General features: G+C 58.8%; 24 protein-coding genes. 12 read left to right on the top strand and 12 right to left on the bottom strand.

The features are described from left to right. Positions 1-15 precede the first annotated feature (15 nt). Both SLH49_RS18340 and SLH49_RS18335 read right to left on the bottom strand, forming a co-directional pair. On the bottom strand, positions 16-1,695 hold the full coding sequence (locus tag SLH49_RS18340; RefSeq protein ID WP_320270642.1) for a heparinase II/III family protein: 1,680 nt from the start codon (positions 1,693-1,695) through the stop codon (positions 16-18). Positions 1,696-1,791: 96 nt separating this feature from the next. After that, entirely contained in the window at positions 1,792-3,060 is a 1,269-nt protein-coding gene (locus tag SLH49_RS18335; RefSeq protein ID WP_320270608.1) for an RsmB/NOP family class I SAM-dependent RNA methyltransferase, read from the bottom strand. 68 nt (positions 3,061-3,128) lie between these two features. Here SLH49_RS18335 and SLH49_RS18330 point away from each other — a divergent pair, with 68 nt between their 5' ends. Together SLH49_RS18330 and SLH49_RS18325 are read left to right on the top strand one after the other, a co-directional pair. Beyond that, positions 3,129-3,302: a DUF1674 domain-containing protein gene (locus SLH49_RS18330; RefSeq protein WP_320270607.1), complete on the top strand. Its 174-nt coding sequence runs from the start codon at positions 3,129-3,131 to the stop codon at positions 3,300-3,302. Between the two features lie 231 nt (positions 3,303-3,533). Continuing rightward, positions 3,534-4,595 carry a polysaccharide biosynthesis/export family protein gene (locus tag SLH49_RS18325; protein ID WP_320270606.1) on the top strand — a complete coding sequence of 354 codons (1,062 nt, stop codon included), beginning with the start codon at positions 3,534-3,536 and terminating at the stop codon, positions 4,593-4,595. On the opposite strand, the gene SLH49_RS18320 is transcribed toward SLH49_RS18325, so the two are convergent. After that, on the bottom strand, positions 4,596-6,815 hold the full coding sequence (locus SLH49_RS18320; RefSeq protein WP_320270605.1) for a calcium-binding protein: 2,220 nt from the start codon (positions 6,813-6,815) through the stop codon (positions 4,596-4,598). 36 nt (positions 6,816-6,851) lie between these two features. After that, the gene (locus tag SLH49_RS18315; RefSeq protein WP_320270604.1) at positions 6,852-6,995 is read right to left on the bottom strand and encodes a hypothetical protein; all 144 of its coding nucleotides are present in this window, start codon (positions 6,993-6,995) and stop codon (positions 6,852-6,854) included. 18 nt (positions 6,996-7,013) lie between these two features. Between SLH49_RS18315 and SLH49_RS18310 the strand changes: the two genes are divergently transcribed. Then, positions 7,014-8,390 (top strand): phosphomannomutase, encoded by a 1,377-nt coding sequence (locus SLH49_RS18310; RefSeq protein WP_320270603.1) that lies wholly within the window; start codon positions 7,014-7,016, stop codon positions 8,388-8,390. Positions 8,391-8,554: 164 nt separating this feature from the next. Here SLH49_RS18310 and galE read toward each other — a convergent pair whose 3' ends face one another. The 5 genes from galE to gmd all read right to left on the bottom strand — a co-directional run bounded on the left by galE (position 8,555) and on the right by gmd (position 15,008). Then, entirely contained in the window at positions 8,555-9,574 is a 1,020-nt protein-coding gene (galE, locus tag SLH49_RS18305; protein WP_320270602.1) for a UDP-glucose 4-epimerase GalE, read from the bottom strand. A 65-nt stretch (positions 9,575-9,639) separates the two neighbouring features. Further along, positions 9,640-11,121, bottom strand: coding sequence for a M10 family metallopeptidase (locus SLH49_RS18300; protein WP_320270601.1), 1,482 nt, complete (start codon positions 11,119-11,121; stop codon positions 9,640-9,642). Between the two features lie 371 nt (positions 11,122-11,492). Next, positions 11,493-12,905 carry a mannose-1-phosphate guanylyltransferase/mannose-6-phosphate isomerase gene (locus tag SLH49_RS18295; RefSeq protein ID WP_320270600.1) on the bottom strand — a complete coding sequence of 471 codons (1,413 nt, stop codon included), beginning with the start codon at positions 12,903-12,905 and terminating at the stop codon, positions 11,493-11,495. 10 nt (positions 12,906-12,915) lie between these two features. Next, on the bottom strand, positions 12,916-13,884 hold the full coding sequence (locus SLH49_RS18290) for a GDP-L-fucose synthase (RefSeq protein ID WP_320270599.1): 969 nt from the start codon (positions 13,882-13,884) through the stop codon (positions 12,916-12,918). A gap of 2 nt (positions 13,885-13,886) precedes the next feature. Next, entirely contained in the window at positions 13,887-15,008 is a 1,122-nt protein-coding gene (gene gmd, locus SLH49_RS18285; RefSeq protein WP_320270598.1) for a GDP-mannose 4,6-dehydratase, read from the bottom strand. 157 nt (positions 15,009-15,165) lie between these two features. Between gmd and SLH49_RS18280 the strand changes: the two genes are divergently transcribed. Beyond that, positions 15,166-15,927, top strand: a complete 762-nt coding sequence (locus SLH49_RS18280) for a DUF2793 domain-containing protein (RefSeq protein ID WP_320270597.1) — start codon at positions 15,166-15,168, stop codon at positions 15,925-15,927. Here SLH49_RS18280 and SLH49_RS18275 read toward each other — a convergent pair. Beyond that, positions 15,924-16,799: a LysR family transcriptional regulator gene (locus tag SLH49_RS18275; protein ID WP_320270596.1), complete on the bottom strand. Its 876-nt coding sequence runs from the start codon at positions 16,797-16,799 to the stop codon at positions 15,924-15,926. The two genes, SLH49_RS18280 and SLH49_RS18275, sit on opposite strands and share 4 nt — an antisense overlap. A 96-nt stretch (positions 16,800-16,895) precedes the next feature. On the opposite strand from SLH49_RS18275, the gene SLH49_RS18270 reads away from it, so the two are divergent. The 7 genes from SLH49_RS18270 (at position 16,896) to SLH49_RS18240 (ending at position 23,130) form a co-directional block, all read left to right on the top strand. Further along, positions 16,896-17,060 carry a hypothetical protein gene (locus SLH49_RS18270; protein WP_320270595.1) on the top strand — a complete coding sequence of 55 codons (165 nt, stop codon included), beginning with the start codon at positions 16,896-16,898 and terminating at the stop codon, positions 17,058-17,060. A gap of 325 nt (positions 17,061-17,385) precedes the next feature. Beyond that, positions 17,386-17,946, top strand: a complete 561-nt coding sequence (locus SLH49_RS18265) for a F0F1 ATP synthase subunit delta (RefSeq protein WP_320270594.1) — start codon at positions 17,386-17,388, stop codon at positions 17,944-17,946. Continuing rightward, complete coding sequence (gene atpA, locus SLH49_RS18260) at positions 17,947-19,485, top strand: F0F1 ATP synthase subunit alpha (protein WP_320270593.1); 1,539 nt, start codon at positions 17,947-17,949, stop codon at positions 19,483-19,485. 22 nt (positions 19,486-19,507) lie between these two features. After that, on the top strand, positions 19,508-20,380 hold the full coding sequence (locus SLH49_RS18255; protein WP_320270592.1) for a F0F1 ATP synthase subunit gamma: 873 nt from the start codon (positions 19,508-19,510) through the stop codon (positions 20,378-20,380). 18 nt (positions 20,381-20,398) lie between these two features. Beyond that, the gene (atpD, locus tag SLH49_RS18250) at positions 20,399-21,823 is read left to right on the top strand and encodes a F0F1 ATP synthase subunit beta (RefSeq protein WP_320270591.1); all 1,425 of its coding nucleotides are present in this window, start codon (positions 20,399-20,401) and stop codon (positions 21,821-21,823) included. A 12-nt stretch (positions 21,824-21,835) separates the two neighbouring features. Continuing rightward, positions 21,836-22,243 carry a F0F1 ATP synthase subunit epsilon gene (locus SLH49_RS18245; RefSeq protein ID WP_320270590.1) on the top strand — a complete coding sequence of 136 codons (408 nt, stop codon included), beginning with the start codon at positions 21,836-21,838 and terminating at the stop codon, positions 22,241-22,243. A gap of 110 nt (positions 22,244-22,353) precedes the next feature. Then, positions 22,354-23,130, top strand: a complete 777-nt coding sequence (locus SLH49_RS18240) for a class I SAM-dependent methyltransferase (RefSeq protein ID WP_320270589.1) — start codon at positions 22,354-22,356, stop codon at positions 23,128-23,130. 43 nt (positions 23,131-23,173) lie between these two features. Here SLH49_RS18240 and SLH49_RS18235 read toward each other — a convergent pair whose 3' ends face one another. After that, the gene (locus SLH49_RS18235; protein WP_320270588.1) at positions 23,174-23,881 is read right to left on the bottom strand and encodes a hypothetical protein; all 708 of its coding nucleotides are present in this window, start codon (positions 23,879-23,881) and stop codon (positions 23,174-23,176) included. A gap of 183 nt (positions 23,882-24,064) precedes the next feature. On the opposite strand from SLH49_RS18235, the gene SLH49_RS18230 reads away from it, so the two are divergent. Continuing rightward, a complete protein-coding gene (locus SLH49_RS18230) occupies positions 24,065-24,415 on the top strand; it encodes an H-type lectin domain-containing protein (RefSeq protein WP_320270587.1) in 351 nt (116 codons plus the stop codon). A 6-nt stretch (positions 24,416-24,421) separates the two neighbouring features. Here the strand turns inward: SLH49_RS18230 and SLH49_RS18225 are convergent, their stop codons facing one another. Continuing rightward, positions 24,422-25,441 carry a ribose-phosphate pyrophosphokinase gene (locus SLH49_RS18225; RefSeq protein ID WP_320270586.1) on the bottom strand — a complete coding sequence of 340 codons (1,020 nt, stop codon included), beginning with the start codon at positions 25,439-25,441 and terminating at the stop codon, positions 24,422-24,424. Positions 25,442-25,463: the final 22 nt, after the last annotated feature.

The following is a 25,463-nucleotide window of genomic DNA, read 5'->3' as shown; positions in this document are numbered from 1 at the left end:
TCCTCAGGGCAGGCGTTAGTATGTCGCGTCCATCGGATCTTCCTGCACCAGATCGCGAACCGCCCTTGGCGTGTCCTGCGCTTTGGCTAGCGACCAACGAACGCGTGTCGCATAGGACATTGCGCGACCGGATAAAACCACCTGTTGTGTGGCACGTGGCTTTAATCGGCCTTTTTGCAGATAAACCGATGGTGCCAGCGTCAGATTGGCGACGCCATCGTGCCGCAGAACCCAGACCTCGCCGGATTTGAGCGTCAATGAAACGGCAGTGTCGCCCAGATCAAGCCAGGGTTCCACATCGGGGTGCAGATGAAAGCGGACGCTGAAGCCAAGCCCACCGTCCGGTGCTCGGTTCATGGCGCGATCAAAGGCGGATTTGTCGGTGTCGCTAAGCGTCGTCAGCAATTCCTCGCCTTCCAGCATTCGGCCATCGACTGAAAGCGTCAGAATACGTGCATAGGTCAGGCCGTGGCTGAGTTGGTAGCCGTTATGCGACAGCTCAAGCGTCCGGTCTTTCACCAGATTGGCCCGGGTGATTGTGGGCACTTCGGTCAGCAATTCTGCCGCTTTGCCAAGATGCGATGAGGACACACCATCAAGGCTGAGAAGGCTGTGGCTGGGCGTGGCCCGGCTGGCGCGGCGCCACTCATCGCCGAAACGTTCGCCAGAGCCGCAGCCGACGATCAAGGGACGGCGGCCAGAGGTCACCTCCATCCCCAAGGTGCTTGCATGAGCAAAGGCGGACGCATTGCCTTGCGGCGGGGCGGCGGCATCAATGATCAACGTCGTGCGCGCGCCGGTCAGTCGGGCAAAGCCCATGTGCAGGCCGTTTTGTGGTACGTCCTTCACACCGGACGCGGCGAAGGCATGCTCCAGCCGCCCATCCACACCTGCACCTCCGCCATGGAACCGCGCGAGGCTTCCATCCGCATGACGCAAGGCGCGCAACGTAGGGACCACCCGGATCAGCGCGCGCATGATATCGGGCGGCACATCGCGGTCCGTGCTGCGCAAAGCGTCAATTGTCCAGTTGAGGAGCGTGAGGACCTCCAGCAATTCTTCGGGGTTACGGGTGACGATGCCACCCTCTTCATCGATCTGGGTCGCGCAGTCTTGCGCCAAGGCGGCGACGGCGCGGGCAACCTGATCCTCCATCCCTTCGAGCGAAAGGCCAGCATAGATCGTCCCTGCCAACGCCTCAAACCGTGGCAGACCGGGGGCGGCGGTTTGCCAACGGCGCGACAGGAAGAGGGTTTGCCGGGCGAGGCTTTCGAAGAAGGCCTGCGCGGTGACTTTGTCCTGATTGCGCAAGAGAAAGAAGCCATGATTGATCCAGCGGATCACGCGCCGCCCAGTCAGGTCCGGGGTCCAGCCCGGCCCCTTGCCCTTGCCGTAGCGGGCGATCCAGTCAAACACCCATCTTTGCGCCTTTGTCCGTGCGCGGTCATCGCCAACGGCGGCAAGATCATCGAGCCAGGTGCAGCCATGGATTTCGTCAGCGACTTCAGGCTTTTGATCGGCGATGTCCCAGATCGACAGTTGCGGCCCTTCGACCAGCAGGCCCGAAAACAGGAAATTGCCCGCGATCAGCTGTCTCCCCCGCGCCACGACCCCGATGGAGCGCGGCTCGGGCGCAGAGACAAAAGCCGTGGCTGCATCAGCACGCCCTGCACGGCGGGCATGGACCCGGTGCATAAAACTGATCCGGCGGGCGCGCCATGTCGTCTTCGGTGGCAAATCCTGCAGCCTCGGTTCGCTTTTGTTCGAACCATAGCAAAGGTGCGGATCAAGTCACGCAGGCTTTCGCAAGAGCGCCAGATAAAACCCATCCATGCCGCCGAGGTCGGGCCAATAATCGGGGCGCAGACGCAAACCGCCCTCTTCGCTGTGCCAGTTCTGATCAATGCCGGGAACGTTGATGGGCAGAACCTCAAGCCCCGGATGCCGTTTTAAGGCCTCTTCGACCTGCACTTCGCCTTCGTCGGGCAGCAGGGAACAGGTGCAAAACATGAGCCGCCCGCCGGGTTTCAGCAAGGTCACCGCGTGGTCAATCATGCGCGCCTGCTGGTCGATCAGCATGCCGAATTCCGATCCGTCCTTGGCATAGGGCAGGTCAGGGTGACGCCGGATCGTGCCGGTTGCAGAGCATGGCGCGTCGAGGAGAACGGCGTCAAAGTCTTGTTCCTTAAAGAGAAACGCGTTGACAGGCGCTCGTCGCGCCCACAGGCCGACACGCGCCAAATTAGAAGACACGCGCGTCATGCGGAACTTAGAAATCTCTACCGCGGTGACGTCAGCACCCCGCGCGGCCAATTGCATTGTCTTGCCACCTGGTGCTGCACAAAGGTCAACGACCTTCAGACCCTTCACATCGCCCAGCGCCTTGACCGGGATCGCCGCCGCCGCATCCTGCACCCACCAGTCGCCAGCCTCGTAACCCGGCAAGGTCGAGACCTGACCAGCATCTGGCACGCGCACCGAACCTGTCGGCAGAACCTCGCCGCCGACGGCCTTTGCTATGGCGCGCGGATCGCTCTTTGCGGTCAGATCAAGCGGCGCACCTGCAAAATGTGCGGCTTCCATGCCCGCCACCGCGTCTCGCCCCCATGCTGCGACCAAAGGTTGGCGCAGCCATCCGGGCGTGAGCGGGACCGGGCGATTGGTCCAGCCCTCGGGGCCTTCAGCGGCGATCTTGCGCAACACGGCGTTGGTTAGCCCCTTCATCGATTGCGTGCGTTTGTTGCGCCCCACAATCTCGACATAGGCATTCACAACACCATGCGCGGCCTCGCCACCGCAGAGCTCGATCACGCCGAGCCGCAGCGCGTTCATCACGTGATCAGGTGGTGTCTTTTTCAGGTAAGGTTTCAGCATCCGGTCAGCGCGGTCGAGGCCACGCAAAGCCTCGGTCGCCAAACGTTGCGCCCGAGCACGGTCTTCGGCTGAAAGATCGGATAGCGCACCATCTGCAATCAACTCGGACATCAGCCGCCCTTCGCCCGTGATCTGCATCAGCAGATAGTGGGCAGTGCGGCGGGCAGGCAGGCCGGTTTGGCGCATGGCGTCTCTCTTGATGCGGGCTATGCGCGAGGTATATCAAAGCCCATGCGCCCACAAGGAGAGCCGCAATGAGCGATGAAGCCAAAGACCTGCCCCCCGCCGCCCAGCGCGCGCTGGCCGAGGCGGAAGAGCGGCGCAAGAAGGCCAAGCTTGATCTGCCCCCCGAACTCGGCGGACGCGACGGGCCAGAGCCTGTGCGCTATGGCGATTGGGAGAAAAAAGGTCTCGCGATCGATTTCTAAGCAACGGAGGCGATGTTAGCGCGGCAACCGATCTCTGTTCATGAGCCCAAGTATGAGATGCGCAAACTCGTTTTGCCGCTAAAAGGCGTTAATTGAAACGGATCACCCGCGTTTGGTTGTTGTTGTTGTATGGCTTTGTGTAGATTGCCCAAACGCGAAGAAGGAATCACCCCATTGAAGCTGCTGCGAGTTCTCCCATTGTTGCTGTGTGTCGCTGTTACGGGGTGCGGCTTGCCGCGCGGCGCCGGATTCCAGTCAGAGGTGCTTGCCGCATCCAATCTTAGCAGCCGCGAAGAGGGTGAAGCGCTGATTTATGACTTTGCGGTTTTCGATGTAACCAAGGACACCTTGCCTGTTTTACAATCCTGGCCGCGTAGAGACGTCGAATCCCTGCCCTGGATTACCAACCAGGAACAGCCCGCCTCGTTAATTATCGCACCCGGGGATCAGGTGACGCTGACGGTTTGGGATGCGGAGGATAACTCGCTTTTGGCGGGAACGGGGCAGCGGGCTACGCCGCTTCAACAAACGCAGGTCAGCACGACTGGCCGCATTTTCGTGCCTTATATCGGCGAATTGCAAGTTGCGGGCATGTCGCCCGATACAGCGCGTTCCCGGATTGAAGAGGAACTGATCCGCACGATCCCTTCGGCGCAGGTGCAGCTTGTTGTGGAAGCGGGGCGCCAGAACACGGCTAATCTGGTCACGGGTGCGGCCGCGCCTGGCCTTTATCAATTGCCAGACCGCAACTTCAAGATCCTTGACCTTTTGTCCCTTGCAGGTGGGGCAAATCCTGCACTCATCAATCCGCAAGTCCGGCTTGTCCGCAACGGGCGCACATATGGCGTCGCACTTGATAGGCTGCTGGCCGAGCCCAATCTGGACGCGGCATTGCAGGGCGGCGATCGCGTCATGCTGATCGGCGATGATCGGCAGTTCGTCTCACTCGGCGCGACCGGCGTTGAAGCCGTGCATGATTTCCCAAGCCAGAACGTCACGGCGCTGGAGGCGATGGCAATTGTCGGCGGCGTGTCCGATGCGCGCGCCAACCCGCAGGGCATTCTGATCCTGCGGGAATACGATTCTGGTGAAGTCCGTCAAGACCAGTCCGGTCCGCCGCAGGAGCGTGTGGTTTTCACCATTGACCTGACATCGGCTGATGGACTCTTCTCAGCGGGCAATTTCCTGCTTGAGGACAAGGACCTTGTCTATGGCACCGAAAGCCCACTTGGCCCCGCATTGACGGCAGTTGGGCTGATCAATACCGTCTCGACCCTCTCAAATCAGCTGTAGCTAGAAGAGCGCAATGTCATCGGCAAGCGTGGGATAGTCGGTGACGTTTTCGATGATCAGGACATTGCCATCGCCCAGATCAATGGTGGCCTGCGTACCATCAATGCTGCCATAGACGAACAACACATCCTCCGCCGAGGTCAGCCCGGTCCAGAGGCTGGCATCAAGTGTAATCTGGTCTACACCCTGTTCGAAGTCGCTGATTAGGTCATTGCCACCGTTGAACACGAAGGTATCGGCACCGGCATCACCGAATAGCAGATCATCTCCAGCGCCACCTTCGAGCCTGTCGTTGCCTTCACCGCCGCGCAAAAGGTCCTGGCCATTGCCACCCACCAGCAGATCGTTGCCCTGCCCACCAAGCAGGATGTCGGCACCGTCTTCGCCGCGCAGCGTGTCATTGCCGTCGCGCCCCAAAAGCGTGTCGTTCCCGGCACCACCGGTGATAGTGTCATCACCCGCACCGGCGAGGATCACATCGTTTTCGGCTCCGCCGTCAATGGCATCTGCCCCACCACCGCCCGCGATCAGTGACGTATCTGGCGCTGTGCCGCCGCCGAGCGCGTCGCGCAAGACATTGATGTTTCCGGCTGCCAGCACCTGCGCCCCGACCAAAGGGTTGTTGGGCCCGCCTTGCTCGCCCGGCGGTGTGGGAGGATCGAGGGAAATCGGTGGCTGCGCGGGGCCAGGATAGCCCGGTTCGATATTCTGGGGGAGGCGTGTGGCCCCAATCAGATCGCTTGTCTGCAGGTCGCGATAGTCGATGGGACCGCCATCAGCGCTTTGCACGATCAGGGTTTCGTCACCATAGCTGATCAGCATCCCATCACTGCGGATCGAAATTGTCAGTTGGCTGATATCGCGCAAAAGCGGCCAAAGGGAGAGGTCAATGCTGTCCTCGCCCACGGTAAAATCCGTGATCGTGTCGGTTTCCCCATCCTGAGACAGGATAAAGACATCGGCGCCCGCCCCACCAGAGAGCGTATCACTGCCAGCGCCGTCGCGAATGATATCGGCGCCAGCGCCCCCTTCGATCACATCGTCACCCGCAAGGCCTTGCAAAACATCGACTCCAGCCGTCCCTGCCAGCAACCCACCAACGAGCGCGGCGGTGCTCGTCACACCCGCGGGGCCGGTATCAAAGCGAAGCTGGGTGATCCCGGGCTCGCTACTGCTGGCAACAAAGATATCAAGCCCGTCGCCTCGACCACGTGCGGTTACCGCGCTGGCATTGTCGAGACCCATATCAACGGTATCCTCGATCGTGGCGCGCGCCACCAATTGCCCGCCTTCCAGCAGGACAAAGATCGTCAGGCCATCATCCGCACCGCCCGCGATGACGTAGGTTTGCCCCGCATGGGTCACGGTATCGAGCGTCGTGACCCCCGCAAAGCGCGTGTCCCGCGTGTCCAAAATATGCTCGCGGATGATCAAACTGCCATCCGTCGCGATCTCTAATACGCTGAGCGTGCCGCTACCTGCAGCGGCAAGCACGGCGTAGGTGTTGCCGCCGACTTCCGCGACGGCCATGGCGGTGGGTGCGCTGACCCAAAGCCCATCCTCTGTGCCAAGCGTAACCATTTCGGTCAGGTTGCCATCCCCGTTGACCTGCCAATTCGTCACTGCGTTGCCGCTACTGCCGGTGCTCAAGAGGTAAGTCGTGCCGCTGACCTCGGCAGAAATGATTGCGCTGACCTGCGCGGTTGCAGTACCGGAAGGTGCGGGCAAGACGACTTGCCCCGTCAAAGCGCCATCCGCATCAAAATCAAGCCGGCCAATCCCGACCGCGCCAACCACACCGCCATAGACCGCCTGCGCACCCGACCCAAGCGTGACCATCACCTCAGGCTGAAACCCACCGCGAATGGGCGCAGCCGTGCCAAGTGCCGAACTGCCAGAAAATGAACCACCAGGGGCAAGGGAGACGATTTGCAGATCGCCGCCAGCGCCGCCACCAGTCAACAGCGCGGTATCGCCCCCTTCATTCAGCGTCGTCAACGCGCCGGTCACGCCGGGCAAGAGATCTCCAGCAAAGGCGAATGTGTCGGTAGCGGCCAAGTTACCGCCCGCCAGCGCCCAGCTTTGCAACACGCCATCATAGCGCGTCGCCCCAACAAGAAATTCCGCGCCACCGATGGTGACGATATCCAGCGCCGTGATCCGTGAATAAGTCAGATCATCCGGCACCGTCAGATACGTAACAAACGTCAATTCTGTCATGAAAGCCCACCCCTGAACTTACGCTCTTAGCGTCAGTCAGGCCTGCGGCGCATCCGTGGTATGATTGTGGCGGCGCGATGTCTCTTTCATCAGAATTTCTTCAACGGCAGCCTGTATTTGCGCCGTTTTTTCTGCAATTGCTTTGGGGTAAGGTAAACGCGGCACGAGGCGTGCGCGCATTGGTCAAAAGGATCATCCATGGCTCCAAAATTTGGCACCAGCGGTCTGCGCGGACTTGTGACGGAATTGACATCGGCCTGCGTGACCGATCACGTGCGTGCCTTCGCTGCAGCTTGTCCGACGGGTACTGGACTTTTTGTTGCGCATGATCTGCGCCCGTCATCACCCGATATCGCTGAGATGGTCATGCTGGCCGGTCGCGAAGCCGACCTTCAGGTGACGATGTGCGGTGCCGTCCCAACGCCTGCGCTTGCTCTTGCGGCCATGACCGAGGGTGCGGCGGCCGTCATGGTGACGGGCAGCCACATTCCGGCGGATCGCAATGGTCTGAAATTTTACACGCCAAACGGTGAGATTACCAAGGCGCATGAAGCCGCCATTCTCGACGCTCTCGGCAAGGCCGACACAGTGCCGCCTAGCCCTGCGCCGCGGACCAATGACACCGTCAGCGCAACTTACATCGCGCGCTATGTAGAGGCCTATGGCGCTGCATTGGCGGGGCGGCACATTGGCGTTTATGGCCACAGCGCTGTTGGGCGCGACCTTTTGGTGAACCTTTTGTTGGCATTGAGCGCGCGCGTCACGAGGCTTGGGTGGTCAGACACCTTTGTACCCGTCGATACCGAGGCGGTCGCCCCCGCCTTGCGTCAACAACTGAAAGAATGGGCCAACGCGCATCATTGCGACGCCATCGTCTCAACCGATGGGGATGGTGATCGCCCGCTTGTTGCAGATGAAGCTGGCGAGGTCATTACTGGTGATATCTTGGGGCAGATTTCAGCTGCCGCATTACAGGCGGACCATGTCGTCACGCCGGTTTCGTCGAATTCCGGGGTTGAACGCGGCGGTCAGTTCCAGTCGGTCACGCGCACGCGGATCGGCTCACCTTATGTCATTGCGGGAATGGAGGCGAGCGAGGGCCGCGTTGTCGGGTATGAAGCCAATGGCGGCTTTCTTCTGGGGTTCTCTGCAGATGGTCCTGCAGGCCTCTTGGCACCCTTGATGACCCGCGACGCGGTCTTGCCCATCATCGCGACCCTTGTTGCAGCCGGGGATCAGGGTCTTTCCGCACGTGTCGCTGCAGAGCCCGCGCGCTTCACCGCCGCCGACCGCCTGCAGGAGGTACCAATACAAAAGGCGCAGGATCTTGTCGCGGAACTGTCACGCGATGCGGCACGGCGCGCACAGTTTCTTGAGCGTTTGGGCGGGACCGAAAGTGCCCACAACACCATCGACGGGCCACGCATGACACTCACCGACGGGCGGATCGTGCATGTCCGCCCTTCTGGCAATGCGCCAGAGCTGCGGCTTTATGTAGAAGCGGATAGCATCGACGCAGCGAATGACACCCTGAAACGCGGCCTAGCCGAACTGGCATCAGCGCTTGACATGTAGATTTTCCCGAAATTCTCGGTGAAATTTTCGAAAAGTCTATCAATTGTGACAAAACGCACAGAGCCGTCGGCGACTTTCCGCTACACGCTTATATAGGGGCTAAGTTTTTATAGTTTGTTTTGAGTACCAACACTCCTCGTGCGATGAGCACGGGGAGTTTTTTCTTACTCTGTGTCGCGATAGCCGCTGGGATTGGCGCTTTGCCATTCCCAGGTACTGCTGGTCATGGCGTCAAGATCGTGGGTCGCCTGCCAGCCCAGTTCTGCTTTCGCCCGATCGGCATTCGCTTGCATCTCTGCAATGTCCCCCGCACGCCGACCGGCGAGCTTTGTGGGGATTGCCCTTCCGCTTGACCGCTCAAACGCCGCCACCATGTCACGCACGCTGTAGCTTTCGCCAGTGCCAATATTGAAGGGCCGTGCGCCGGTATTTTTGACGGCATAGTCGAGTGCCGCAACATGCGCGCGCGCCAGATCAACCACGTGAATATAGTCGCGTTTGCCGGTGCCATCGGGTGTATCGTAGTCGTCACCGAACACAGTCAAGGCGTCGCGCTTGCCCACGGCGACCTGGGCGATGAACGGCATCAAATTGTTTGGGATATCCTTTGGGTCTTCGCCAATCCGGCTGGAGGCATGGGCGCCCACCGGATTGAAATAGCGCAGTAGAACGGCTGACGTGTCTGGCTGCGCGCTGGTCCATGCGGTCAGCATCTGTTCTGCGATCAATTTCGTCTGCCCGTAAACTGATGTTGGATTGGTCGGGTGGGCCTCGTCATAGGGCAGATAAACCGGGTCGCCATAGACGGTAGCGGACGACGAAAAGATGATCTTCCGGCAGCCGGCACGATCCATCGCATGCAAGAGAGCCAATGTGCCCGACACGTTCACATCGTAGTAGAGCAGAGGTTTTTCGGTGCTTTCGCCCACCGCCTTTAGCCCAGCGAAATGGATAACAGCCTCAGGCGCGAAGTTTTGCATGACCTCGTCGAGCTTGGCCGGGTCGCGCACATCGCCAGTGACATCCGAGACATTGCCATTTGACAAGGCACGCACACGCGCCAGCACCTCGGGTGTTGCGTTGCTGTAATTGTCGAACACGCAAACCTCATGGCCCTGCGCCATCAGTTCCAGCAATGTGTGGCTGCCGATATAGCCAGCGCCGCCTGTGACCAGTACACGCATTTGCGAATGTCCTTAGCTTTTGCACGTGCTTAGGGCGTCATCTGGCCGACCGCAATGCACTTATGCTAAAGGAGAAAGTCGCCCTGGCTGAGATTTGTGACGCCGGTCACAAAAATCTCCATGTCGTCTACATCATCGCCATTCACATCAATGCCGACCACTGTATTGCCGCCGCTAGTCGAGAGCGTAATGTCATCCGTAAAGTTGAGGCCAACGAAGGCGCTCAGATCGATATCATCGAGGCCGATTTCAAAATCCACGATCACATCACGATTGTCGGCGCCCACGAGGCTATCACTGATGAACTCGAAGATGAAATCGTCAGAGCCGTCACCGCCAGTCAACGTGTCCTGACCCAAACCGCCCGTTATGAAGTCGTTGCCAGCGCCACCGTCGATATCGTCGTCACCGCGTCCGCCGAAGATGGTATCGACATCTCCATTCCCATTGACAACATCGTCGCCACTGCCCGCATAGATCGTATCGCGCCCTGTGCCGCCGGTTATGTTGTCTCCGCCAGAACCGCCGTAAATTGTGTTGGTGCCATTGGATGTCTGGATTTGATCTGCGCCTGAGTCTCCGTCGACAGTATCATTACCGGAGCCTGCGTCGATCTCGTCGTCTCCAGAGCCGCCCGACGCATCATCGTTACCGCTGCCAGCGTCGATATCATCGTCGCCGGCCCCACTTTTGATGACGTCGTTGCCGCCATTGCCGGTCAGCTCATTGTCTGCGTCATTGCCAGTAAGCGTGTCGTCGCCACTGCCGCCAATTGCGTTTTCGATGACCACACCGTTGGCGATTGTGTAGCCTCCCGAAATCCCTGACGCATTTGAGATGAAGCCGCCACCGCCGGCCTCGTATTGCAGAGTAGCGGCGCGCAGATCGATAACCACATCGGCCGAGCCGCTATAGCGAATCGTGTCCGAACCGCCTGCGTCCCAAATCGATTTCCAGGCGGAACCGTCACTGTTTGACCCATCAAGCTCGTAGATATCATCGCCCGTCGCATGCGACATGTTGGCGCCGTAGATGTCCTGGAGCGCCGCAATGTCAAAAGCCATTGGCCCGGCTTCAGAACCACGGATGAAATTCGGGGTGCCATAATAGCCAGAATTGTACGACATCGTCGAATAAACGCCCTGGTTCAGGTCATTGTTACCCAAACTGTTGAAAGGGCTTGTCACACCTTGAAGAACGCTTCCCCCGTCATGGGGATGCGCAAGGCCGAGACCATGAAGCAATTCATGCACAATGGTTGTGTAGCCGGTACCACCTTCGCGTAAACCACTTGTATCCCAACCAAAACCGTCAGAGTTGAAGACACCGACGCTCTGACCCGTGAAGTTCGGCAGATAGAAATAGCCAAGGCTGCCAGCGCTTGAGAACGGATCATCGCTTTTGACAAGCTGAAAATCTGCGTTCGGATTTGACGTGATTGTAAAGGTGACATTTGCCACTGCCGCGATTGAGGCCAATGCTGCCTCGACACGTGTGCGTTCGTAGGATGACCAACCCTCGGATATTGTGTTGTCGAATGAGGCCACGGAATCTTGGCCCGCCCCAACAAAGTGGACAGAGATGTTCGTATCAGTCCGCACAGAGCCCGAAAACACCGACTCAACGGGACTGTTTGTAGGTATCTCGGCGGAGAGTGGAGTCTGGCCTGACGATTGTTGCTGATCCGCAAACACTTGTTGCGCCGACAACGCTTGGCATATTTCACACAATTGAACTGACTCCCGATCGGCAGGTGATGCCCGCGATCTTCACTACAAAACTGTGGCAGAATTCAGAACAAAAAAGGACAACCCCGGAGAGGTTGGCGCAAATTCGCCGAACATGCGCGACCCGATCGTTGGGGTGCGATCATCCTTGGCCGCATTTAAAATTCGGCTTTCGGCCCCGAATCTTAGCCCTATTCACGCGCATATATGTCTTCGTAGCGTATGATGTCATCTTCGCCCAAATAGCTGCCCGTCTGCACCTCGATCAGCACCATGGGCAGTTTGCCGGGGTTTTCCATACGGTGTTTTGCGCCGAGCGGGATGTAGATGGATTGATTCTCGGTCACCAGCCTGACCTCTTCATCAACTGTAACCTTCGCCGTGCCCTGCACGACAATCCAATGTTCGGCGCGGTGCACATGCGATTGCAGCGACAAAGCCGCGCCAGCATTCACAACAATCCGCTTGACCTGAAACCGGTCGCCGATCACGAGGCTTTCAAACCACCCCCATGGCCTGTGGTCTTTGGGAAAGCTCTCGGCCTGGATCGCTTCGGCAGATTTGAGTTGCGCGACTGCCTGTTTGACGTCTTGCGCGTGGTCCTTGTGACTGACAAGAACCGCATCCGGCATAGCGACAGCGACAATATCTTCCAGCCCGATACCTACGACGTGCTGGCCCTCGACCTCTGACCGCAGAAGGGTGTTTTTGCACGAAATCGCAGTTGTTTCAGGCGTCTGGGCCATCCCATCCGTTTCGGTTTCGCGCCAGACGGCAGCCCAATCGCCCAGATCGGACCAGCGGCCGGTATAGGGCACAACAGACAGGTTTGTCGCCTTTTCCATGACCGCGTAGTCAACCGAGATTGCGGAGGCCTCAGCCCACGGATCTGCTGCTAGACGTAGGAAACCCAGATCTGCCTTCGCATCGGCCACGGCGGCCCGTACGGCTTGAACCATATCGGGTTCGTTTTGTTCAAACGCGGCGAGGATCGCCTTGACCGAGAACAGAAAGATACCCGCATTCCAGAGATATCGCCCGGCATCCAGCATCTCCGCGGCGCGTGCACTATCTGGTTTTTCGACAAAGCTTTTGAGAGGGATCGGCTTCGCCGTCTCGTCCGGTGCGGCATCGAGTTCCAGATAACCGTAACCTGTTTCGGGCCTATCGGGCGTGATGCCAAAAGTCACCATTTGCCCGGCTTGGGCGGCGGGTAAAGCGGCCTCAACCGTGGCTGCAAAAAGTGCGTTGTCGGGGATCACATGATCAGAAGGCGCCACAAGCATCATCGCGTCAGGGTCCGCGTCCTGCAGATAAAGCGCAGCGGCGAGGATCGCTGGTGCCGTGTCACGCCCCGTGGGTTCGATCAGCACCGCAGCCGGATCAACCCCAACCTCTTGCAACTGCTGAACGGCGATAAAGCGGAAATCGTTGGCCGTCACGATCACTGGCGCCTTGAACAAAGGGCCTTGCAGCCTTTTGGCGCTGGCCTGAAACAGGCTTTCCGCGCCGATCAGCGACGAAAACTGTTTCGGGTAGCTTTTGCGCGACAATGGCCAGAGGCGGGTGCCAGACCCACCGCACAAAACAACCGGAGTAATCATCGCATTCCTCTTAACTGGCGCGGAGCGTGCTGCCTAAATCACATTGTCCAATATACCAGTCATAGGTCGCGGTGATCCCCGCGCGCAAGTCGATTTTGGGTGCCCAGCCCAGCTCACGCATCTTGCTGACGTCCAACAATTTGCGCGGCGTGCCGTCCGGCTTGCTGGGATCAAAGCGGATTTCGCCGCCAAAACCGGTCACTTCAGCGATAAGGCCCGCCAGTTCGCCAATCGCGATGTCCTTGCCGCAGCCGACATTCAGATGGCTTTGCATGGGCCTTGAGTGCCGCAGATAATCGGAGCGCCGCAAGTTCATGACGTGCAGTGCCGCCGCGGCCATGTCGTCGACATGCAGAAACTCGCGCCGGGGCGTGCCGGTACCCCAAATAGTGACATGATCTTTGCCTTGCTCTGCTGCCGCATGAAACCGTGCCAACAAGGCGGGCAGAACATGGGCGTTTTCGGGATGAAAGTTGTCACCCGGCCCATAAAGGTTGGTCGGCATGATCGATCGGTAGTCCGTGCCGTATTGCCGGTTATAGCTTTCACAGAGTTTGATCGCCGCGATTTTGGCGATGGCGTAAGGCTCGTTGGTGGGCTCCAACGCACCTGTCAGCAGCGCATCCTCGGTGATCGGCTGCGGGGCATCGCGAGGATAGATGCAGGATGATCCCAGTTGCAGGAGCTTTTCCACACCCGTGGCTTGCGCCGTCTGAATCACGTTAGTTGCAATCATCAGATTTTCGGAGATGAAGGTCGCGGGGTAGGTTTTGTTCGCCATGATCCCACCAACCTTGGCCGCAGCGAGGATCACGGCATCAGGGCGTTCGTGGCGGATAAACGTCCAAACCGCAGCCTGATCGGTCAGGTTCAACTGGCTGCGCGGGGCGGTGATGACATCATGCGTGCCCTCAGCGATCAGTTGCCGCAGGATCGCGCTGCCTACCATGCCGGTATGACCTGCAAGATAGATACGCATCGCTACGCCTCAACCGCGATTGGCAGGCTCATGCCGTGTTCTTTGAGCAGCGCCTGCCTGTGGGCATCCTTAAGGTCTTCCGCCACCATCTCTGCACACATCGCCTGCGCACTAATTCGGGGTACCCAGTTAAGATCGGTTTTGGCGCGCGTCGGGTCACCCAACAGCGTTTCTACCTCTGCGGGGCGGAAATAGCGTGGATCAACCCGCATCACGACGTCACCCGGTTTCACCGCTGGGGCGCGGTTATTGCTGACAGCTGTCACCGTCGCGATCTCGTCAACGCCCCTGCCGCTGAATTCCAAAGTCATGCCCAGCTCTGCGGCTGTCCAGATGATGAAATCCCGCACGGAATGCTGCGCGCCGGTGGCGATCACGTAGTCCTTCGGTGTGTCCTGCTGCAGCATCATCCACTGCATCCGTACGTAGTCCTTGGCATGCCCCCAATCACGCAGCGCATCGATATTGCCCATGTAAAGGCAATCCTGCAGGCCTAGCGCAATCTGCGTCAGCCCACGCGTGATCTTGCGGGTCACAAAGGTCTCACCCCGCCTTGGGCTTTCATGATTGAAAAGGATGCCGTTGCAGGCGAACATCCCGTAAGCCTCGCGGTAATTCACGCAGGTCCAATACGCGTAGAGCTTGGCCACCGCATAGGGGCTGCGGGGGTAAAACGGCGTCGTTTCGGTTTGGGGCGATTGCTGGACGAGGCCGTAAAGCTCGGATGTGGAAGCCTGATAGAACCGCGTCTTGTCCTGCAATTTCAGAAAACGGATCGCTTCAAGCAGGCGCAAGGTACCCAGGGCGTCAACGTCTGCGGTATATTCGGGTGCGTCAAAGCTGACCGCCACATGCGACTGCGCGCCGAGATTGTAGACCTCGTCAGGCTGCACCTCTGCGATAATACGGGTGAGATTCGAACTGTCGGTCAAGTCGCCGTAATGCAGCCTGAAGCGCGCATTGTCGGTCTGCGGATCCTGATAGATGTGATCCACCCGATCCGTGTTGAATGAGGATGCGCGGCGTTTGATGCCGTGCACTTCGTACCCTTTTTCCAGCAGGAATTCCGCCAGATAGGACCCGTCCTGCCCCGTCACCCCGGTGATCAATGCCCGTTTCGCCATGAAAATCCCTTACGATTCGTAAAGCTGCTGTTAACCAACAGATGCCCAGCAAATCGTTGACGATGCGTTAACCACCGCACGGCGCACAAAGGGGTCGTCAAGCAAGCGAGATGAATATTGCGCGCGATTTCACTTTAGTCCGGAAGGCGTCATTCCTATGCCAGATCAAACACCCAACCTGTCACTGCCATTCATCATGCCTGCGCAGGCGCAAAAGCATGTCACCCACAACGAGGCCATCGAATTGCTCGACATGATCGTGCAACTGACGCTTGAGGCGACGGATGCAACGGCACCGCCTGCCAGCCCCAATGAGGGCGAGGCTTGGGCAGTCGGCACCGGCGCCACCGGTGATTGGGCGGGTCAGGACGGGATGATCGCCACGTGGCGCGGCGGCGGGTGGCTCTTTGTTACGCCGCGCGACGGTTGGCTGGCCTGGGTGCGCGATGTTGCGGAGCTTCAGGTGCTGACAGGGGGGGCATGGGTTACGCAAGGCGAACCTGATCTGCAGAACCTGCCCAGCGTTGGCATCAACGCCACCGCCGACGCCACCAACCGCCTAAGCGTGAACGCGGACGCGACATTGCTTAACAATGATGGCGCTGGGCATCAGGTCAAAATCAACAAGGCGGCGGTATCCGACACGGCCTCACTTTTGTATCAGACCGGTTTTTCGGGCCGGGCTGAGATGGGCCTTGCTGGGAATGATGACTTCAGCATCAAGGTCACCGCCGACGGCGCGACATGGTTCACGGCCCTCACAGCGCGCGGCGCCGATGGGCATGTGCAGATTGATCAGGTCCTGCGCCTGGCTCCCGGGCCTGTGCCAGCCAGCCCTGCCGCGGGTGAGATCTACTTCGACGATACGGCGTCTGTCTTGCGCTGCTTTGACGGCACAGCATGGCAAGATCTGTTCTAGACAGCGTCGCAGGACAGGAGCCAGGATTTGAGCGTCTTCACACGCTCTGACAACGCGCCGGGCGGATGGATGATATAGTAGCCCAGCCCCTCAATCTGGTGCTGCATCAGGGCAACCAGCCGTCCGGTGGCGATATCATCCTCGATCAGCGCGCCCGCAATAACGCCAACCCCAGCGCCAGCCCGTATTCCTGACAATAGCATGCTGCCTGTTGCCACCTCATGCGCTTGGCAACAGGCGAGGTCTAGGCCCGATTCCTCGACCCATTTCTGCGCCTCGCGCCCATCGGTCTGAAACAGCCAGGGCAAATCGTAGAGATCGCTGAAATCCTTCACATCGCGCCCATCGACAAGGGACGGCGTCGCGGCGACCGTGTAGTTTGCCGGGACCAGATGCGTGGCCTCGACCCCCGGCCAGGACCCGCGCCCATAGCGGATCGCCAGATCGAATCCATCGCGGCGCAGGTCCACCAGTTCCATGCCCGGATGAACCGACAGGGAAAAACCGGGATACGCAGCCCAGAATCGCGTCAAGCGCGGCATCAGCCAGTTTTCGGCAAAACTGGGTGTGACGGAAATCGCCAAAGGGCGTTCAGCCACGTCCTGGCTGGCCGTCTGCACCCCCGCAACGATCTGACGAAAGCCTGCCGAGAGTTCTGCCGCCAAGGCAGCGCCAGTTTCAGTGGGCGCCATCCCGCGCCCTTCGCGCACCATCAAAACGGTATCAAGATGGGTTTCCACCGTGCGGACATGCTGTGCGATGGCGGCATGTGTGACATTCAATTCCTGCGCCGCAGCGGAATAGGAGCCCGTGCGCGCCGCAACCTCAAAAGCACGCAATGAGGCGAGAGAGGGGATCTCACGCCAATTCATTTGTAAGTTTTTCTAACATTTCAAAAATCATAAAAACTCGGCCTGTCTCGCTCATGCTGGTACTCTCAACACATCAATAGCAAGAAAGGACAAGTCATGCTAACAATCATTGCAGATGCTATGCTGACAGCAACGCGGCAGGAAAAGTGGCCCGCACCCGATCACTGGAAAGCCGGACGGCCCGCACGTGGCGAAGGGCACCACGACCGCGAGGCGGCCTATTGGCGTCGGAGACTGCAACGCGACAGCGAATTGTGGTAGCCGGCGGGCACATCGAAAACAGCAAAAAACGCGCGTGATCCCGGATGATCACGCGCGTTTTTGACGTGCATCAGTGACGTATCATCACCCCCTGACGAATGCACAAAAAGCAAGCGAAAATCCCAAGACCGATGATCGGCGGAGAGAGGTGCGAGGAATCTTGTCGCAGTCGGGCCGCAGAACGCTTGCGACCCTATAGCGCCTCTGCTACATCCGCCGAGATTTTGGCGCTCTCGCAAGTGCGAGGGCCCATCAACTTGTCCTGTCGCTGGCCTGGGGACCATAGGGGTGGCGATCTTGGACCCAAGACATCGGAAGGCGACACGTGTCCGAAACTGCTGGTATTTCAACAGGCATCGCCGCGCGCTATGCGACTGCCGTTTTCGAAATCGCCAAAGAAGGCAAGGCGATCAAATCTCTCGAATCAGATGTGGCAGCACTGGACAGTGCGATTGCAGAAAGTTCGGACCTGCGCACCCTGCTCACCTCACCGCTTTACAGCCGCGAAGAACAATCCGCCGCCATGACGGCCGTTGCGCAAAAGATGGCGCTGTCGGATACAACAAGCAATGTTCTGGCACTGCTTGCCAGCAAACGCCGCCTGTTTGTATTGCCGCAGCTTCTCGCGGTTCTTGAGGGTATGCTTGCGGATGAACGCGGTGAAGTGACCGCCGAAGTGACCACTGCCAAAAAGCTGACCAAGACTCAGGCTGACAAATTGGCAAAAACGCTCAAAGCCCAGATGGGCAATGACGTCACCATCAAAGAAACCGTCGATGAAAGCATCATCGGCGGTCTTATTGTTAAAGTGGGCTCAAAGATGATCGACACGTCGATCGCCTCCAAGCTCAACGCACTCCAGAACACTATGAAAGAGGTCGGATAAATGGCGATCCAAGCGTCTGAAATCTCTGCGATCCTGAAGGACCAGATTAAAAACTTCGGTCAGGAAGCCGAAGTGGCCGAGGTTGGCCGCGTACTCAGCGTCGGCGACGGGATCGCCCGGGTTTACGGTCTGGACAATATTCAGGCAGGCGAAATGGTCGAGTTTCCCGGTGGCATCCGGGGCATGGCCCTGAACCTCGAATCCGACAATGTGGGTGTGGTGATCTTCGGCTCTGACCGGGACATCAAGGAAGGCGATACCGTCAAGCGCACCAAGGCGATTGTGGACGTGCCTGTGGGTGATGAGCTTTTGGGCCGTGTTGTGGATGGTTTGGGCAACCCGCTGGACGGCAAGGGGCCGATAAAAACAAAAAACCGCGCCGTTGCAGACAGCAAGGCTCCTGGCATCATCCCCCGCAAATCGGTGCATGAGCCAATGGCGACCGGCCTGAAATCCGTTGACGCAATGATCCCCATTGGCCGCGGTCAGCGTGAGTTGATCATCGGCGACCGTCAGACCGGCAAAACGGCTGTGGCGCTCGACACGATCCTCAACCAGAAGTCCTACAACGACGCAGCTGGCGATGATGAATCGAAGAAGCTGTATTGTGTCTACGTGGCTGTGGGCCAGAAACGCTCTACCGTCGCACAGCTGGTGAAGCGCCTCGAAGAATCCGGTGCGATTGAGTATTCTATCGTCGTGGCTGCGACTGCCTCCGATCCTGCACCAATGCAGTATCTGGCCCCATATTCTGCGACGGCGATGGCAGAGCATTTCCGCGACAATGGTCGCCACGCGCTAATCATCTACGATGATCTGTCCAAGCAGGCCGTGTCCTATCGTCAGATGTCCCTGCTGCTGCGCCGCCCACCAGGCCGCGAAGCTTATCCGGGTGACGTTTTCTACCTTCACTCCCGCCTTTTGGAGCGTTCGGCCAAGCTGAATGAAGACAATGGCGCCGGGTCTTTGACCGCTTTGCCGGTCATCGAGACACAAGGCGGCGACGTGTCGGCCTTTATTCCGACCAACGTGATTTCGATCACCGATGGTCAGATCTTCCTTGAAACGGAACTCTTCTACCAAGGCATTCGCCCCGCCGTGAATACCGGTCTGTCGGTGAGCCGTGTGGGCTCATCCGCCCAGACGAACTCCATGAAGTCAGTGGCCGGTCCGGTCAAACTGGAGCTTGCCCAGTACCGCGAAATGGCGGCCTTTGCGCAGTTTGGTTCTGACCTTGACGCTGCCACCCAGCAGCTTCTGAACCGTGGCGCCCGACTGACCGAGCTGATGAAACAGCCACAATACTCGCCGCTGACCAACGCAGAAATCGTCTGCGTGATCTATGCGGGCACCAACGGCTATCTTGATAAGATCGACGTTAAGGATGTGGGCCGGTTCGAAGCCGGGCTCTTGAAGCACCTGCGCACCAATGCATCTGACGTGCTGGATTACATCACCAAGGAAGACCCCAAGGTCAAAGGTGAGGCCGCTGACAAGATTAAGGCCGCTATCGAAGCCTTCGCCAAAGACTTCGCCTGATACTTGGACATAGGAGACCCTTATGCCCAGTCTTAAGGACCTGAAAAACAGGATCGAGTCGGTCAAGTCGACCCGCAAGATCACCAAGGCGATGCAGATGGTCGCGGCCGCAAAACTGCGCCGCGCCCAGGATGCCGCAGAGGCGGCGCGCCCCTATTCCGAGCGTTTCAATGCGGTGATGGCCGGTTTGGCCGCGTCAGTCGGCGGATCCGATTCTGCGCCAAAACTGCTCGCCGGGACAGGCAGCGATCAGGTGCATCTGCTTGTTGTCATGACGGCGGAACGCGGCCTTTGCGGTGGCTTTAACAGCAACATCGCCAAGATTGCCCGCCAACATGCGCAAGAGCTTTTGTCCAATGGCAAGACCGTGAAGGTCATCACCGTTGGCAAGAAAGGCCGCGATGCGATCAAACGTGAGCTGAGCGACTATTTCGTCGGCCACGTGGACCTGACCGACGTCAAGCGCGTGGGCTATGCCAACGCTCAGGACATCGCCAAGGACGTGCTTGGCCGTTTCGATGCGGGCGAGTTCGATGTCGCGACGATCTTCTACGCGCGGTTCGAAAATGTCGTGACCCAGCACCCGACAGCGCAGCAGATCATTCCTGCCAAGTTCGAGATGGCCGAGGACGCAGAAGCCACGCTTTACGACTACGAGCCGGGTGAAGAGGAGATTCTCGCCGATCTGCTTCCGCGCGGTGTGGCCACAGCGATCTTCAGCGCTTTGCTCGAAAACGCGGCGTCTGAACAGGGCGCCCGCCAATCCGCGATGGACAACGCGACCCGCAACGCTGGCGAGATGATCGACAAGCTAACCATCGAGTTCAACCGCTCACGTCAGGCCGTGATCACCAACGAGCTGATTGAAATTATTTCGGGCGCGGAAGCGCTCTAGAGACCCGGAGAAACCAATATGGCAAATGCTAAAGGCAAAATCACGCAGGTCATCGGCGCTGTCGTTGACGTGCAGTTTGACGATTACCTGCCTGAAATCCTCAACGCGCTGACCACCGATAACAACGGCAAAGAGCTGGTGTTGGAAGTGGCCCAGCACCTTGGCGAAAACACCGTTCGCGCCATCGCGATGGACTCGACCGAAGGTCTGGTGCGCGGTCAGGAAGTGACCGACATGGACACCACCATCACCGTGCCCGTGGGCGATGCCACGCTGGGCCGCATCATGAACGTGGTGGGCGAGCCTGTGGACGAAAAAGGTGCGATTGGCGAGAAAGAGCGTCGCTCCATCCACGCGGATGCGCCTACATTTGAACAGCAATCAACCGCCTCTGAGGTGCTTGAGACCGGGATCAAAGTGATCGACCTGCTCGCCCCTTATGCGAAGGGCGGCAAGATCGGCCTTTTCGGCGGTGCCGGTGTGGGCAAGACGGTTCTGATCCAGGAGCTGATCAACAACATCGCGAAGGTGCATTCAGGCTTCTCCGTTTTTGCTGGTGTGGGTGAGCGGACACGTGAAGGGAACGACCTTTACTACGAATTTATCGAATCCGGCGTGATCAACGCCGAAGACCTGACGAAGTCCAAAGTGGCACTGGTCTACGGCCAGATGAACGAGCCTCCAGGTGCACGTATGCGTGTGGCGCTGTCCGGACTGACCATGGCGGAATCCTTCCGCGACCAATCGGGGACGGACGTTCTGTTCTTCGTCGACAACATCTTCCGCTTTACCCAAGCCGGTTCCGAGGTGTCCGCGCTTCTGGGTCGTATTCCATCCGCTGTGGGTTACCAGCCGACGCTGGCCACCGACATGGGTGCGATGCAGGAACGGATTACCTCCACCAAGAACGGTTCGATCACATCGGTGCAGGCCATCTACGTGCCTGCGGACGACTTGACCGACCCTGCGCCAGCGACCTCGTTCGCGCACCTTGATGCGACAACGGTTCTGAACCGGGCGATTTCGGAAAAGGGCATCTATCCTGCCGTTGACCCGCTCGATTCCACATCGCGCCTGCTTGACCCTGCTATTGTGGGTGAGGAGCATTATCAGGTTGCAGCCGACGTGCAGAACATGTTGCAGCGCTACAAGTCGCTTCAGGACATCATCGCGATCCTCGGCATGGACGAGCTCAGCGAAGAAGACAAACTGACCGTGGCCCGCGCGCGCAAGATCGAACGCTTCCTGTCGCAGCCCTTCGACGTGGCCGAGGTGTTCACAGGTTCACCTGGCGTTCAGGTTAAGCTCGAAGACACAATCGCGTCGTTCAAGGCAGTGGTTGCCGGTGAATATGATCACCTGCCCGAAGCGGCCTTCTATATGGTCGGCGGCATTGAAGAAGTGAAAGCCAAGGCCGAAAAGATGGCCGCAGAGGCCGCATAAGGAGCTGCCGATATGGCAAATCTACAATTCGATCTGGTCTCGCCCGAGCGTCGTTTGGCCTCGGTCACCGCATCCGAGGTGCAGATCCCCGGCACCGAAGGCGACATGACGGCCATGGCCGATCATGCGCCCACCATCACCACATTGCGCCCCGGTATCCTGACCGTGGTGCATGATGGCGGTGCGGATACATACGTGGTGTCTGGCGGCTTTGCCGAGATAACAGCGGCCAGCGTGTCGGTTCTGGCCGAGCAGGCGCTGCCGACGGGTGAAATGACGCAAGAAGTCTATGACCAGATGATCGCCGATGCCAAAGAGGCCGCAAGCAATGCTGCGGCGGATGTGCAGGACGATGCCGCCAAGCTTTTGTCGGATATGGAGGCGATTGGCGGACAGATCGGTCTGACGCCTAAGGGCTGAGCAACCAAATCTATTGTGACCAAAAGCCCCGCCGACGCGGGGCTTTTTGCTTTGGGAGTGTGGCCCTGTTCGATACGACATCCATACAAGCAACTGGCGGGGTCATCGACATGCACGACATTTCGGGCCGATCATTTCAGTCAGCAGAGCTGTCAGACAACTATGTTCACCGCCCACCCTATGCACCACAGATCTACGCCTGCATTGCGGAGCACGCCGCATCAACCAAGCGGCTTCTGGACCTGGGTTGTGGAGAAGGCAAACTGGCGCGTCCGCTGGCGCGCTTGTTTGACAACGTGGTCGCAGTTGACCCATCAGAAAAAATGCTCGCCCTTGGGCAATCGTTGGAAAATGGGGATGCCCCAAACATCGACTGGATCGCCGCAAATGCCGAAGATGCGCCGCTGTCAGGCCACTTCGACATGGTCACCTTTGCGTCGAGCATCCACTGGATGGATTGCGACCGCCTGTTTCCAAAGCTCAAACCGCATCTGAACCCCCAGACGCTTTTGGCATTTGTCGAGGGCGATCAGGCATTTGAACCACCTTGGGAGGCGGAATGGCGCGCGTTTCTGGCGAAATGGGTGCCAATGGTGACGGCGTGGTCACTCGATTCAGCGGAATGGCTGGCATGGCGGGACAAGCACCTTCGCCATGTCGCGATTATAGACACATTCGAATTCCTATCCCCGCCCATCCGGCAGTCCGTGGGCGATTTCATTCTATGCCAGTATTCACGAAATACGTTCTCGCCCTTGGCGCTTGGTAACCGTACCACGCAATTCGCCGACGAACTCAGGGAATTGCTGGCGGGTTATGCGAACGCGGATGGTATGCTTGAATTCCGCGTAAAAACGCATCTCACCTTCGCAAGGTCTAAGGACTAATCACCATCTCGCAGGGCAGTTTCGTGGTGCGGCCCAACTCCGCTCACTGCCGGATCGCAGAAAGCGTGCCAATCCCGACATTGCCTGACCCCGACACACCGTCAATCTCGGTTGTCATTGTCCCGTGCACGCCAGTGTTGCTGCCGATCGCATAAAGCCCTTCGGCACCATCACCGTAAAAACCGCCGATCAGGTCACCACTCACGGCGAAGTTATTCACGCCATTGTCCAGCGCGCCATCCACCTCGAACGTGATGTCGGTCGATCCGTCGTCACCTTCGACCACCCCACCCCCGAAAATGTCGATGGTGCCTTCATAGGCCACAACCTGCCGGACCATCGCCTCATCCGGGGTGACGCCCAGAAAGCCGGTGGCAAAGCCCGTGACTGGGCCACCGTCAAACCGCACTTCCAACATCGCATCGCCGATCACATTTGCGGCCACAGTCGCGTTGCCCATGATCAGTTGCATATATCCGTCATAGGTGACGGTGCCCGAAACCGCGGCCGCGTCAAAGGCCGTGGGCAAACCCGTTGTTGCAGCAGCGTTCACAGCCGAAAAGTCAGGCAGGAAGGTGTCGTAGTAAGCCAATCTTTCAGCCTCGGACACGATGTTCAGCGGGCTGACGACGGGGATGGGGTCGGGCGTGTCGCCGCCCCCACCCGTATCGCCGCCAGAGCCATCATCGCCAGAGGATGTGCCCCCACCGCCACCTCCGCCGCAGGCGGCCATGGCACATGTCGCAAGCATGCCCATCCAAACCCGTATCCGCATTCCGCCCATTGTTGCCCGTTCAACACTATTCACCTTGCGTCAACGGGTTATCAGGGATTTATTAACCAAAACTTATTTTCAAATGAGCGTGCGTTTTCACTCATCCGCCGGATTTGACATCATCATGCGCGTTAAACTGCCTTGTCGGCCAATGGGGTCATGCAGCGACTAAACAGCGGAATGATTGGGGTCGACCACGGGAATGTGGTCCTGTTCTCGGATTTCGAAGATGACGGGCAGATGTGGCGTGGCCAAGGCCCAAGGGAAGCGCGCGAGCCGGTGCGCTTTGCCGAGCCCTATCTGAACCCACCTCATGTGCAGGTCGCCCTGTCGATGTGGGACATCGCCAACACCTCAAACATGCGCGCCGATGTGCAGGCCGAAAACATCACGACTGAAGGTTTTGAGATTGTCTTTCGCACCTGGGCCGACACCCAGGTCGCCCGTGTGCGGGTGGCCTGGACCTCCTTTGGGGAACTGCCCAATGATGAGGGATGGGAGCTTTATTAGGCGAGGCTATTCAGCCGCATAGAGCCCCTCATAAATCGGACCGAGCGTCTTGTGATCAAAGAGCGATGAGACCGAGGTGCCGTTCCACGTGTTCAGGATCGCCTGCGCAAACATCGGTGCGGTCGGCACGATGCGGATATTCCTGCAGCCTTTGACGGCATCCGTGGCCTGAATTGTGTCAGTGATAACAAGACTTTTCATCAGGGATTTTGACACACGTTCCACTGCCGGGCCGGACAGGACACCGTGCGTGATGTAGGAGTGCACCTCTTTTGCGCCGTTCTCCATCAGCACTTCGGCGGCCTTGCAAAGGGTGCCAGCGGTGTCGACGATGTCGTCCACGATCACACAGACCTTGTCCTTGACCTCGCCAATAACGGTCATTTCGGCCACCTCGCCTGGTTTGCCACGGCGTTTGTCCACAATCGAAAGCGGCGCGCCGATCCGCTGGGCGAGGTCACGTGCGCGGGCTACACCACCGACATCGGGTGAGACGACCATGACCTGATCCATCCGCCCCCGGAAATTGTGCATCGCGTCCAGCGCGTAGATGGGTGAGGCATAGAGGTTATCGACGGGTATATCGAAAAAACCCTGGATCTGCGTAGCATGCAAATCCAGGGTTAAGACGCGCTCAATGCCGGCTTCGACCAGCATATTGGCCACGAGCTTCGCCGTAATCGGCGTGCGGGCCTTGGACCTGCGATCCTGTCGTGCATAGCCGAAATAGGGGATGACGCCCGTAATCCGCGCCGCTGAGGACCGGCGCAGCGCATCTGCGATAATCAATAGCTCCATCAGGTTATCGTTGGCGGGGTTCGACGTGGGCTGGACGATAAACATGTCCTCGCCACGCACATTCTCAAACACCTCGACAAAAATCTCACCGTCATTGAACCGTTCCACCCGCGCATCGCACAGGCCCACCTCCATCCCGCGATGCATCGACATGCGGCGGGCAATGGCACTGGCAAGCGGCTGATTTGCGTTGCCGGAAATCAGCTTCGGTTCAAACATCGTTGGCATGGGGGCTCGGGTCCTCTGGCAG

The organism is Cognatiyoonia sp. IB215446 (genome assembly GCF_033963825.1).
GTDB lineage: Bacteria > Pseudomonadota > Alphaproteobacteria > Rhodobacterales > Rhodobacteraceae > Yoonia.
The sequence above is the reverse complement of the archived record's forward strand: the minus strand, read 5'-3'. Positions and strand labels throughout refer to the sequence as shown.

Bases quoted from the DNA above. Each gene is read 5' to 3' on its own strand.
- SLH49_RS18340 (WP_320270642.1), bottom strand. From the start codon at position 1,695: ATGCACCGGGTCCATGCCCGCCGTGCAGGGCGTGCTGATGCAGCCACG.
- SLH49_RS18335 (WP_320270608.1), bottom strand. From the start codon at position 3,060: ATGCGCCAAACCGGCCTGCCTGCCCGCCGCACTGCCCACTATCTGCTG.
- SLH49_RS18330 (WP_320270607.1), top strand. From the start codon at position 3,129: ATGAGCGATGAAGCCAAAGACCTGCCCCCCGCCGCCCAGCGCGCGCTG.
- SLH49_RS18320 (WP_320270605.1), bottom strand. From the start codon at position 6,815: ATGACAGAATTGACGTTTGTTACGTATCTGACGGTGCCGGATGATCTG.
- SLH49_RS18315 (WP_320270604.1), bottom strand. From the start codon at position 6,995: ATGCGCGCACGCCTCGTGCCGCGTTTACCTTACCCCAAAGCAATTGCA.
- SLH49_RS18310 (WP_320270603.1), top strand. From the start codon at position 7,014: ATGGCTCCAAAATTTGGCACCAGCGGTCTGCGCGGACTTGTGACGGAA.
- galE (WP_320270602.1), bottom strand. From the start codon at position 9,574: ATGCGTGTACTGGTCACAGGCGGCGCTGGCTATATCGGCAGCCACACA.
- SLH49_RS18295 (WP_320270600.1), bottom strand. From the start codon at position 12,905: ATGATTACTCCGGTTGTTTTGTGCGGTGGGTCTGGCACCCGCCTCTGG.
- SLH49_RS18290 (WP_320270599.1), bottom strand. From the start codon at position 13,884: ATGCGTATCTATCTTGCAGGTCATACCGGCATGGTAGGCAGCGCGATC.
- gmd (WP_320270598.1), bottom strand. From the start codon at position 15,008: ATGGCGAAACGGGCATTGATCACCGGGGTGACGGGGCAGGACGGGTCC.
- SLH49_RS18280 (WP_320270597.1), top strand. From the start codon at position 15,166: ATGCCAGATCAAACACCCAACCTGTCACTGCCATTCATCATGCCTGCG.
- SLH49_RS18275 (WP_320270596.1), bottom strand. From the start codon at position 16,799: ATGAATTGGCGTGAGATCCCCTCTCTCGCCTCATTGCGTGCTTTTGAG.
- SLH49_RS18270 (WP_320270595.1), top strand. From the start codon at position 16,896: ATGCTAACAATCATTGCAGATGCTATGCTGACAGCAACGCGGCAGGAA.
- atpA (WP_320270593.1), top strand. From the start codon at position 17,947: ATGGCGATCCAAGCGTCTGAAATCTCTGCGATCCTGAAGGACCAGATT.
- SLH49_RS18255 (WP_320270592.1), top strand. From the start codon at position 19,508: ATGCCCAGTCTTAAGGACCTGAAAAACAGGATCGAGTCGGTCAAGTCG.
- atpD (WP_320270591.1), top strand. From the start codon at position 20,399: ATGGCAAATGCTAAAGGCAAAATCACGCAGGTCATCGGCGCTGTCGTT.
- SLH49_RS18245 (WP_320270590.1), top strand. From the start codon at position 21,836: ATGGCAAATCTACAATTCGATCTGGTCTCGCCCGAGCGTCGTTTGGCC.
- SLH49_RS18240 (WP_320270589.1), top strand. From the start codon at position 22,354: ATGCACGACATTTCGGGCCGATCATTTCAGTCAGCAGAGCTGTCAGAC.
- SLH49_RS18235 (WP_320270588.1), bottom strand. From the start codon at position 23,881: ATGCTTGCGACATGTGCCATGGCCGCCTGCGGCGGAGGTGGCGGTGGG.
- SLH49_RS18230 (WP_320270587.1), top strand. From the start codon at position 24,065: ATGCAGCGACTAAACAGCGGAATGATTGGGGTCGACCACGGGAATGTG.
- SLH49_RS18225 (WP_320270586.1), bottom strand. From the start codon at position 25,441: ATGCCAACGATGTTTGAACCGAAGCTGATTTCCGGCAACGCAAATCAG.